General features: G+C 36.5%; 9 protein-coding genes. 7 read left to right on the top strand and 2 right to left on the bottom strand.

Translation table 11 applies throughout. The features are described 5' to 3' along the window. Positions 1–32: 32 nt before the first annotated feature. The 4 genes from CI949_RS11555 (at position 33) to CI949_RS11570 (ending at position 5,391) form a co-directional block, all read left to right on the top strand. Positions 33–1,286: a bifunctional diguanylate cyclase/phosphodiesterase gene (locus CI949_RS11555; RefSeq protein ID WP_290766742.1), complete on the top strand. Its 1,254-nt coding sequence runs from the start codon at positions 33–35 to the stop codon at positions 1,284–1,286. Between the two features lie 66 nt (positions 1,287–1,352). Continuing rightward, a complete protein-coding gene (locus CI949_RS11560; protein ID WP_290766692.1) occupies positions 1,353–2,879 on the top strand; it encodes a phosphomannomutase/phosphoglucomutase in 1,527 nt (508 codons plus the stop codon). Continuing rightward, positions 2,869–3,825, top strand: a complete 957-nt coding sequence (locus CI949_RS11565) for an aldo/keto reductase (protein ID WP_290766728.1) — start codon at positions 2,869–2,871, stop codon at positions 3,823–3,825. The genes CI949_RS11560 and CI949_RS11565 overlap by 11 nt, the downstream gene beginning before the upstream one ends. Positions 3,826–3,852: 27 nt before the next feature. Further along, entirely contained in the window at positions 3,853–5,391 is a 1,539-nt protein-coding gene (locus tag CI949_RS11570; protein WP_290766731.1) for a diguanylate cyclase, read from the top strand. 76 nt (positions 5,392–5,467) lie between these two features. Here the strand turns inward: CI949_RS11570 and CI949_RS11575 are convergent, their stop codons facing one another. Together CI949_RS11575 and CI949_RS11580 are read right to left on the bottom strand one after the other, a co-directional pair. Then, positions 5,468–5,845 (bottom strand): GerW family sporulation protein, encoded by a 378-nt coding sequence (locus CI949_RS11575; protein ID WP_108138011.1) that lies wholly within the window; start codon positions 5,843–5,845, stop codon positions 5,468–5,470. Positions 5,846–5,850: 5 nt separating this feature from the next. After that, entirely contained in the window at positions 5,851–6,546 is a 696-nt protein-coding gene (locus CI949_RS11580) for a hypothetical protein (protein WP_108138013.1), read from the bottom strand. Positions 6,547–6,778: 232 nt separating this feature from the next. On the opposite strand from CI949_RS11580, the gene thrC reads away from it, so the two are divergent. The 3 genes from thrC to CI949_RS11595 all read left to right on the top strand — a co-directional run bounded on the left by thrC (position 6,779) and on the right by CI949_RS11595 (position 11,265). Next, complete coding sequence (thrC, locus tag CI949_RS11585) at positions 6,779–8,272, top strand: threonine synthase (RefSeq protein WP_290766736.1); 1,494 nt, start codon at positions 6,779–6,781, stop codon at positions 8,270–8,272. Between the two features lie 157 nt (positions 8,273–8,429). Then, entirely contained in the window at positions 8,430–9,824 is a 1,395-nt protein-coding gene (locus tag CI949_RS11590) for an MATE family efflux transporter (RefSeq protein WP_290766738.1), read from the top strand. Positions 9,825–9,999: 175 nt separating this feature from the next. Further along, on the top strand, positions 10,000–11,265 hold the full coding sequence (locus tag CI949_RS11595; RefSeq protein ID WP_290766740.1) for a bifunctional diguanylate cyclase/phosphodiesterase: 1,266 nt from the start codon (positions 10,000–10,002) through the stop codon (positions 11,263–11,265). The last annotated feature ends 80 nt before the right edge of the window (positions 11,266–11,345 follow it).

The raw sequence follows: 11,345 nt of genomic DNA on the forward strand, positions 1-11,345 counted from the left end.
TATCATAATTTTATTTACACAACTTATTATACATTACTGCCAATAGAGAAATGTTAATTGAGAGGCTTGATTATCTTTCCTCAATGTCAGAGGCTGAAAAAATTAATTATAAGTTGATTTTTATTGATTTTAAAAATTTCAAAAAAATAAATGATTCCTGGGGTTATGAAACCGGAGACTATATTCTGCAGGAAATAGCTTTTAGACTTCAGAAAATTGTTGATGAAAATGATCTTTCGGCTCGTCTTGGTGGTGATGAGTTTGCAGTTGTAGTTCAGCGCGAGCTGGAAGCAGAGGAACTGAAAAGATATATCAGAAAAATAAAAAGAGAACTGGAAAAAACTTATAAATATGATCAGAAAGAAATTACATTAAGCAGTAATTTCGGTATTTCAGCTTATCCAGAAGATGGTCAAAACAGCAAAGAAATGATTAGAAGTGCTGATATAGCAATCTATAAGGCCAAACAGAGCTTTAATAAAGAAATAGAGTTTTTTGCTAAAAATATGGAGAAAGATGTTATCGCTGGAGTGCAGATGGAAGATTCTCTAAAAAGAGCAGTAAAAAATCAAGAATTTCATCTGGTCTTTCAACCACAGTATAAAATTGATGGCGAAAAACTGAGGGGTTTTGAAACTTTAATCAGATGGCATTCACCTGAACAGGGAACGATCAGCCCGGCCCGCTTTATTCCGGCTGCTGAAAAGACTGGTTTAATTAAGGAGATTGGAGAATGGGTTATCAGGACTTCGATCAGGAAATTTAAGCTTTTAGAAGAGAAATTTAAAGAAATCCCGGTTCTTTCAATCAACATTTCTGTTGTTCAGCTGACTGATCCTGGTTTTGTAGCAGCAGTTAAAAAAATTATAGATGAAGAAAAAATTAAAGGCTTTAAACTGGAATTTGAGATTACTGAGTCACTTTTTATATCTGATCAGGAATATGTTATAGATGTTTTATATAAATTAAAAGAGCTGGGGATCAGTATTGCGATGGATGATTTTGGAACCGGTTATGCTTCTCTAAGTTATCTGCAGCATATTCCACTTGATGTTATAAAAATTGATAAGGCTTTTATTGATCTAATTTCTCAGAATCCAGCAAGTGAAAAAATGATGGTTCCACCAATTATCGAGATGGCTCAGCAGTGGGGAATCAAGGTTGTAGCTGAAGGAGTGGAAACAGTTGAGCAGCTGCATTATTTAGAAGATCATAATTGTGATTATCTGCAGGGGTTTCTTCTAAATAAACCCTTAAGTGAATACCAGATATCAAAAGTATTTTAACTAATAAAGCTTTGATTAGGATAAATTTTTATTTTTAATGAAAAAAATCAAAATGGAGTGATTTTAATGTCAAATATTCAATGGGAAAAACTACTGAGTGGTACTGATGTAAGAGGCAGGGCGATTGCGACTGAGGGAAAAAAGCCGAATTTAACAGAAGAAGCGGCTGCAGGTATAGGTTTTACTTTTGTTAACTGGCTGGCAGCTAATTTAGACAGGGAAACTGAGGAGATCGAAGTTGCAGTAGGTCATGATTCCCGCTTAAGTGCTGACAGGCTAAAAAAAGCTCTCGCTCAGGGGATGAAACTGGCAGGGGCAGAAGTTTACAGTGCAGGTCTGGCTTCTACTCCAGCAATGTTTATGTCAACTATTTTAGAGGGACACCAGTACGATGGAGCAATAATGATTACAGCCAGCCACCTTCCCTTTGATAAAAATGGGTTTAAGTTTTTTACCCGTCAGGGAGGACTGGAAAAGGAAAATGTAGTTGATATTTTAAATCTGGCTGCTGAGAGAGAGGAAGAATTCTTAGGTCAGCTTGATTTAGATTCTGCTGAAATAAAAGAGATTGATTTGATTTCTGACTATGCTGAACACATCAAAAAAGTTATCCGTAAAAACTTAAGTCCCAAAGTTGATCAGAATAAACCACTGGCTGACTTTAAAATAATAGTTGATGCCGGTAACGGCTCCGGTGGGTTTTTTGCTGAAAAAATTCTGAGAAGTCTTGGTGCGGATACCGAAGGCAGTCAGTTTTTAGAACCGGACGGGAACTTTCCCAATCATGCTCCCAACCCGGAAGACAAAGAAGCAATGCATTCGATTCAGCAGGCAGTGCTTGAAAACAAAGCTGATCTGGGAATCATTTTTGACACTGATGTTGATCGAGCCGCAGTGGTAGACAGCAGTGGACAGGAGATTAATCGGAATAAATTAATTGCCCTTGCTGCAGCAATTGTTCTGGAAAACGATCCAGGAGCAACGATTGTCACAGATTCAGTGACCTCAGTTGGCCTTAAAGATTTTATCGAAGATAAGCTGGGGGGAGTACACCACCGCTTTAAAAGAGGCTACAAAAATGTAATTAATGAAGCTAAAAGGCTGGAGAGTGAAGGTGAAAGTGCTCCACTTGCCATAGAGACTTCCGGGCATGCAGCTTTTAAAGAAAATTATTTTCTTGATGATGGAGCCTATCTGGTGGCAAAAGTACTGATCAAAATGGCTAATTTAAATGCTGAAGAAAATAGTAAGATTGGAGATCTAATTGCAGATCTTGCTGAAGCTGAAATTAAAGAGGAATATCGAATGACAATTCAGCTTGATGATTTTAAAGACTACGGTCAGCAAATTCTCGAGAATCTAAAAGATTTTGTTGAAGCTATTGATGGCTGGGAGATTGCACCTAAAAACTATCAGGGCGTAAGAGTAAATTGTGGTGCTAATGACTGGTTTTTATTAAGAATGTCACTCCATGATCCGGTTTTGGTCCTCAATGTTGAATGTGATCAGGAGGAGAGTTTGAGTCAGATTCTCAAAAAGCTTAAAGGTTTTTTGAATAATTATGATAAAGTGGAGGCTAATTATGAAGTATAGATATCTTGGAAATTCAAATTTAAAAGTTTCTGCTGTTGGTCTGGGAACCTGGGCCTATGGTAATGATACATTTGGCAGAGTCGAAGATCAGCAGTCAATCAGGGCAATCAGAGCTGCTGTAGAGGCGGGAGTTACTCTAATTGATACTGCCCCTGCTTATGGTGCCGGACATGCAGAAGAAGTTGTCGGTCAGGCAATTGAGGGCATTAGAGATAAAGTGGTTCTTGCAACAAAATGTGGAACACATCGTGATGGGCCTAAATATATCAGAGATTTAAGTCCGAAAAGAATTAGAAAAGAAATTGAGTCTTCTCTAAGCAGATTAAATGTTGAGCAGATAGACCTTTATCAGATTCACTGGCCTGATCCTGATACGCCTTTAGAAGAAAGTGTGGAAGAACTGCTGAAGTTAAAAAGAGAAGGTAAATTTAAGTATTTGGGTGTCTGTAATTTTAAAGTAGATCTGCTTAATCAGATTTCTGAGATGACTGATATAATATCACTGCAGCCTCAGTATTCTCTTTTAAAAAGAGATATTGAAGCTGAAATATTACCCTACTTAATTGATCATAATCTTGGCTCCTTAAGTTATGGGACCTTAGGCGGCGGGATTTTAAGCGGTAAATATCAGGAAAGACCGGAGTTTGAGGATGAAAAGGACAATAGAGCTGGTTTTTATCCTTTCTTTAAAAAAGAAAACTGGCCGCAGACCCAGAGCCTGATCAAGCTGCTTAAAGAAATTGCCGCTGCCCATGATCAGACCCCTGCTCAGACAGCAATTAACTGGGCGATTAATAGAAAGGGCATAACCACAGCTTTAGTGGGAGCCAAAAATGAAAAACAGGCCAGAGAAAATGCAGGCGCAGCAGATTTTGAGCTGAGTGAGGCAGAAATGCTTGCTTTAACTGAGGAGTCAAATAAGGTAATAGAAAACTTAAGTAATTAAATATATGCCTGGATTAAGGATGGTTTGATGCAGAAACCTATTTTTTTCTCAAATAAATATTATCTGGTGACTCTAATTCTGGTAATTATAGTTTTTGTAGTGTTTATATTATTTAGTTATACTGAAAAAACAGAAGAGGAACAGTTCTTTTTAAATCGAAGTTTAGAAAGACTTAACTCTGAAGTAGAGGTAATCTTAAATACCTATAACATTGCAGCTGATGCTGTTTTCAACAATATTCTTGACAGTGAGAAGATCAAAAGAATAATATATTATGGCTGGGAGTTTGAAGATCGCCGGGATAACTACCGCCACTACCTACAGGCAGAGCTGGAGCCCTTATACGAGGATTTGAAAAGATATCATGTCCGGCAGCTGCACATACATTTTAAAGATGGCAGCAGTTTTTTGCGAATGCACCGCCCAGAAACCTATGGTGATAATCTATTTGATGTCAGAGAGAGTATTAAATATGTCAATACAGAAGAAAGAAAATTTGTAGGTTTTGAAGAGGGCCGTATTTTTAATGGTTACCGCTATATTTATCCTTTAAATTACAATGGTGAACACCTGGCTTCAGTTGAATTCAGCCTTTCTTTTCAGGCGGTTACAGAGCTGTTAAAGGATAATTTTGGTGGAGCAAATGCCTTTATAATTAAGAACGAGCTGATAGAAGAGACTGTATTTAAAGAAGAACAGTCGAATTATCTAAACTCTTCAATTATTCCTGAATACAGTTATGATAAAGAAATTTATAATAACCTGCTCAAAGCTGAGAGTGATGTAAATCTTAATATTATCAGGGAAATTAATCAAAAAAACCAAAAAGAACTGGCTGCTCAAACTGCTGCAGAAAATTCTTTTGTAGTTTCCAGTCGAGTTGACGGCAGCTACTATACCGGCAGTTTTATCAATATTAAGGGGATAGATGGAAAAACCAAAGCCTATTTAATCAGCTATCAGGAGAATGATTCACTTAACTTTATCAATCAAAATTTCTTTACGACAATTATTATATCTATGATATTTTTGATTTTGACTATTATTCTGCTGACTATAATTTTTTCCAGCAACAACAGGCTCAGATTTTTAGCCCACAATGATCAGCTGACCGGTGTAAGCAACCGCCATCATCTGACTGAGGTTCTGGAAAGAGAATATGACCGCAGCAGCAGATATAATAATTCTTTTTCTTTGATTATTTTTGATATTGACCACTTTAAAAGTATTAATGATAATTTCGGCCATGATCAGGGAGACTTCATTCTAAAAGAACTGAGCAGACTGGTAAAGAAAAATATCCGTAAAAGTGACTATTTTGGCCGCTGGGGAGGAGAAGAATTTATAGTTATTGCTCCGGAGAGCAGTCTTCAGGATGCCGAAAAGTTTGCCGAAAAATTGAGAAAAGAAATTGAAGAATATAACTTTATGGAAAAGCGTAAGGTAACAGCCAGTTTTGGAGCTGCAGAAATTAAGAATGGTGATAATATTGATCAGCTGATTAAAAGGGCAGATGATGCTCTCTATAGAGCAAAAGAAAAAGGAAGAAATAGAGTTGAAGTTTAAGTAGAGAAAAGTCCTGAGTTTTTTAACTCAGGACTTTAAATTAGAAAGCACAGACGGGCAAAAAGCTGCTGCTTAACTACTCATCTTTTTCTGGCTCAGCCTCTTCTTTCTTTGCTTCTTTTTTCTCTTTTGCCTCTTCAATCTTTTCAATCAGAGAGGGAACTTTTTCTATCAACTTATCTAGAGAGCCCTTACTTTTTACAGGTATCATTTCCACTTCAGCCCCGCGAATAACCAGGATCGCATCAGGTGAGATTTTGCAGCCGACTCCACCTCCACCGCCACCAGCATTTTCTTCTTCGCCAATGCCACCACCAAGGCCAAAGGAAGCGGTAATAATCGGGATCAATTTAACCTCACCAACTTCAATCATTTCCCCAACAACTGTTTCAGTTTTTAAAAAGTTATCGAGTTTAGCATACATTGTTTCCAGAACTTTTTCAGCACTCTGCATCAGAATCATCCTTTCTTAGAATTTAATTGATATAAACGCCACAATATTTTAATAGTCTTTAGAGAAAATACAAATTTCAATAAATGAAAAATTATTTGGGCCGGTATTATTTTACCGCCGGTAGAGCCTTCTGCTTCAAAAACCACCTCCTGCCAGCTGATTTCAGCCTTAAGATCGGGATAGTCAAAGAGTTCCTTAATAGTGTAATAAAAAGCCAGAAAAAGTCCGTTGTAATAAGGATCAGCAAAGGAAAAATAGATGTATAATTTTAGATAATCCATTTTTAGAATTTTAAAGAGCTCTACAATAAATCTAAAAATATGGTTTAAATTTTCCTTATTGATCAGTTTAAAATCAAAGTTGAAAGCTGATTTCTTTTTAGATTTTTCTTTCTTTTTACTTTTAGAACCCAATTCATTAATTTTTTTGTTGATTACCTTTTTTGATTTCTCTTCGATTAAACTCCCCACTTTAGTTTCTCTTAACTGCAGATTTTTCTGGAAACCAAATATTTCAATAACAAAAGATTGGTCTTCCCCCTGCCAGCTGAAGTGTAATTTCAAAAAAATTAGCGAGAGATTAATGCTGCAGCTAAAATCTTGTTGGTAGTTAAAACTAAAGCTGTAGTAATAGGGAATAACAAGCAGCAGAAGTAGAAAGAATATTAAGAAAATTAATAACAAAAATAAAAGCTGAAGCAATTTTTTTCCTCCTTTACACAATAATATTATACACAAAAATATTAGTTTTGTATAGTGATTTCTGTAACAATATCTCCGATCACCTACTTTTAAGCTCTAATTTTCAGTTACTGCCTAATTATTAAAAAAAGAAATCTCTTATTTAATAGACATCATCAGCTACTTTCGATATAATAATTTATAGTTATCAATTTTTTAAATTTTAGATTATAAATTAGTGGAGGTAGAGAGTATGGAGTATATAAGTACTAGAGGTAATTTTAGAAGTGTTAGTTCAGCAGAGGCAATCAGCCTGGGAATGGTTCCAGAAGGTGGGCTTTTTGTTCCCCGGTCAATACCTGAGCTGAGTTTGGATGCCATTACAGCAAAAAAGGATGCCAGCTATCAGGAACTTGCTCAGTGGATTTTCAAGAAATTTTTAACTGATTTTAGTAAAGAGGAAATAGAAGAGTCGGTTGAGGCTGCCTATAAAGAGGAGAGTTTTCCACCTGCAGCTAAAACACCGCTTGTTAAATTAAACAGCAACACCTTTATTTTAGAGCTCTGGCACGGTCCAACTGCAGCTTTTAAAGATATGGCGCTGCAGGTGCTGCCGCAGCTTTTAGTCCGCTCAGTCAAAAAACTGGGAGTAAAAAAAGAAATAGTTATTCTGGTCGCCACCTCCGGGGATACTGGTAAAGCTGCTCTTGAGGGTTTTAAAGATGTAGAGGGAGTTAAGATTATTGTTTTTTATCCCGAAGAGGGGGTCAGCCGGGTCCAGGAAGATCAGATGAAAACAACCGGAGGTCAGAATACAGATGTTGTTTCTCTAAAAGGAAATTTTGATGACTGTCAGACTGCAGTCAAAAATGTTTTTGCAGATCAGGAGTTTAAAAAGCGGATGGAAGCGGGGAATTATCAATTTTCTTCAGCTAATTCAATTAACTGGGGCCGGCTGCTGCCGCAGATTGTCTATTATTTTAAAGCTTATTTTGAACTTTTAAATAAGGACGAAATCAGAGCAGGGGAAAAAATTAATATTTCTGTACCTACAGGTAATTTTGGTAATATCCTGGCAGCCTACTATGCCTATCGAATGGGGCTGCCTGTAAACAAATTCATTTGTGCTTCAAATGACAATAAGGTACTGACAGACTTCTTAGAAACTGGAATATATGACACTGAGCGTGAATTCAAAAAAACTATTAGTCCCTCTATGGATATTTTGATTTCATCAAATTTAGAGCGTTTTCTTTTTGAAATTACAGGACATGACAGTGAACAAATCAAGCAGTGGTATCAGGAACTTAAGACAAATAATAAATTTAAAATTGATGAGCAGACTCTGGCGGAAATTAAAGAGCTATTTGTTGGCCAGTACAGTACAGAAAAGGAAGCCCGCAGCACAATTAATAATGTTTTCAAGAAATTTAATTATCTGATCGATCCTCATACAGCAGTCGGAGTTGATTCTCTGGTTAAATACCGCAGTCAGAGTGCTGATCAGAAAAAGGCTGTTGTCGACTCTACCGCCAGTCCCTATAAATTCAGCCGGGCAGTTTTGGAATCCTTAAAGGAAAAAGAGATTAATGCTGATGAATATAGAATAATCGAAGAACTGGAAGCATTAACTGAGACAGAAATTCACCGCGGCCTTAAAGGTCTCGAGACTATGGAAAGCAGACATCAGAAGAGCTGCAGCAAAGATGAAGTAAAGAAAAAGATTGCAGAAATCTTAAATATTTAAATTTTATCTATACATTTCAGATGCCGGCATTTATCTTCACTGCCGGCTATTTTACTAATCCACAAAAAAAGCTATAACTTTATTTATATAAATACAAAACGCTTTATTAAACTGATCAATTGCTGAGCAATCATTGGAAAAATAAGGAGAATTAATTATGGCAGTTTTTTTATCATATCTACCGCTCTGGAAAGAAGCATTTGTCCTTGCCTGGCCGGTAATGCTCAATCATATTTTTGTCACAGCAATGAGAACTACAGATATGATTCTAATGGGCTTTTTTGGACCGGCAGCAGTGACAGCTGTTGGACTGGGAGATGTCTGGGAAAGCATAATTTTAAGAATTGGTCTCGGGCTCGGCACCGGCAGTATTTCTTTAATTTCTCAGGAGAGTGGGGTTAAAACAGCTGCTGCTAAAGCAAATAAAGATATTATTTTATCTCAGGTAATCTATGTCTCAATTTTAATCGGGATTCCCTTTATTTTTATTGCTCTATTTTTTGCTGAAAATATGATCTCTCTGCTGGGAGCAGCACCAGAAGTAATCAAACTGGGTTCTCAGTATCTTTTAATAATCTTTGCAGCTGCTCCTTTTAGAATAGTTTCTATTATTTCTGCTCGAGCCCTGCAGGGAAGTGGTGATACCAAAACTCCAATGGTCGTTGAGGTTATTTCCAACCTGATTAATATTATAGTTTCGGCCGGGCTGGCCCTGGGGATTGGGTTTTTCCCGAAAATTGGTGTGCCAGGAGTTGGGATTGGTACTTTTACAGCTAAGACCCTTTCAGCTTTAATTTTTATTTTTATATTTTTAAGCTCCAAAAGTGAATTCAATCTAAAAAATCCGCTCAAACACTGGGATTTCATTTTAATTAAACAGCTTTTTAAAGTCAGCGCTCCCAAAATAGCACAGGGACTTTATCAGAGTCTGATTACCTTTCCCTTTAATTCGATAGTCCTGCTTTTTGGAACCGAGGCTGCCGCGGCTTTCCACATTGCTCGCCGTGTATTTCAGCAGTTAATTGCTCCCATGCACCGCTCTTATTATACTGTGACAACAATTTTAAGTGGACAAAAAATTGGCTCTGCTAGAGTAGAAGAGAGTAAAAAGACAGTGGAGGCAATGATCATTTTAACTATCATTTCTATTGGTAGTTTTTCACTATTAATCTTTTTTAATTCACCGCTTTTAGTCAGACTCTTTGGCGATAATCCAGAAACTCTGGCAATAGCTGTAAGATTTCTTAAAGCCTTCAGTATTGGGGGACCCGTGATTACGATTTATGGTGTGCTGGCCGGTCATTTAAATGGAGCCGGCAATACTCAGTCTGCCTTATACGGCAATCTTTTTTCGCAGACAATTTTTAAACTTGGGTTGAGTTATCTACTGGGAGTAGTCTTTGATCTGGGCCTGCTGGGAGTTTTTATTGCTCTCCCGGTCGACTTTTTAGGCAGGGCACTCTGGGTTGGCCGTAAATACTTAAGTGATGACTGGATCAAGGAGGCAGATTTTATGATCTCAGAGAGGAGAAAAGAGCAGAATAATAGCTAATTATCTTCAAGTAATTCAGGCAGGCAATTAATTAGCCAAATCATCCTGATTTTTTGCAGGTCAAAAATTAGTGAAAGCGAATTATTTAAATAGAGATTAAAGAGAAGTTAAATTATCAAGATTTATTAGGGGGTGCAGGATAATTAAAAGGCCTGAAATATATAAAAAGCTGAAATTGTTTGAAGACAGAACCCTGCTTTCAATTTTTGTGATTTTATGTCTTGCTGTTTTAGTTGCTTTCATTGTTTATTTTACTGGTGGAACCCGCTTTAGTTATGCCCATTTAATCTACCTGCCAATTATTTTGGCTGCTTATTTTTATAAAATAAAGGGAGGAATAACTGCTGCATTAATTGGAGGATTTCTACTGGGACCTTATATGCCGCTTAATACCACTACTATGACAATGCAGGGTTTGGAAAACTGGACTTTTAGAATGTCTCTACTGGTTGTAGTTGGAACTTTTGCCGGATACCTATTCTCTCTGCTCGAAAGTCAGCTTGAGCAGGTAAATCAAATTGCTTATTATGACTCTGAAACAGGACTGCCCAATAAGTTAAAACTAAAAAAAGAACTGGAAAAAGAGATTGAGGCTGAAAATGATTTCTATTTATTAATCTTAAGCATCAATAATTTTATTGATATTTATAAGATGATTGGCTTTATGAACTTTTCTAACTATATCAAAAAATTACTGCAGTATATAAAAGACTTTGAAAAGATTAGAGACCAAATTTATTATATTAATGAAAGCAAATATGGGCTTATTGTAAAAAAAGAATCAGATTTATCAATCTTTCTTAGTCAATTTGTAGAATACATTGATCATGCTGTTGAGTTTAATCAGATTTCTATTTTTAATGATATCAGTCTGGGGATTACAGCTTATCCTGAACAGAGTCAGATAGCAGATGAGCTTATTGATCAGGCCTTTATATCTCTGGAAAAAGCAGCTGCCAAAAAACTTCAGTACTGGCAGTATCAGGAGCAGGACAGCAGCTTTAAAGAGAGTAATATTGGATTACTAGCTGATATTAATAAATCAATCTTAAATGATGATTTTGAACTTTATTATCAGCCAAAGGTAAATTTGCTTGACAAAAGTGTAGAAACATTTGAGGCCCTAATCAGATGGAATCATCCAGAGAGAGGCTTTATCTCACCTGCTGAATTTATTCCTCTAGTTGAGCAGAGCAGTCTGATTGAACCACTGACTGAATGGGTGGTCAAAAAGGCTTTAAATGACATTGATAAATTTAACCAGAAAAATGAAGATGAAAAACATTCAATTGCAGTCAATATTTCTGCCCGAAATCTGCAGCATCCAAACTTTGCCGAAAGTTTAATTCAAAATTTAGAATTCTTTAACTCAAACTTCGCACTTGTAAAAGTGCTTTTGCACCTTGAAATTTCAATATTTTTTAGCAAAAAAATAGCATGAAACCCCCGTTTTTGGTATAATTGAATAGCAACAAACAAAAAACCATAACGGAGGTTCATGCTATGAAAATTATACCACAA

It is taken from the genome of Halanaerobium sp. (assembly GCF_003070835.1).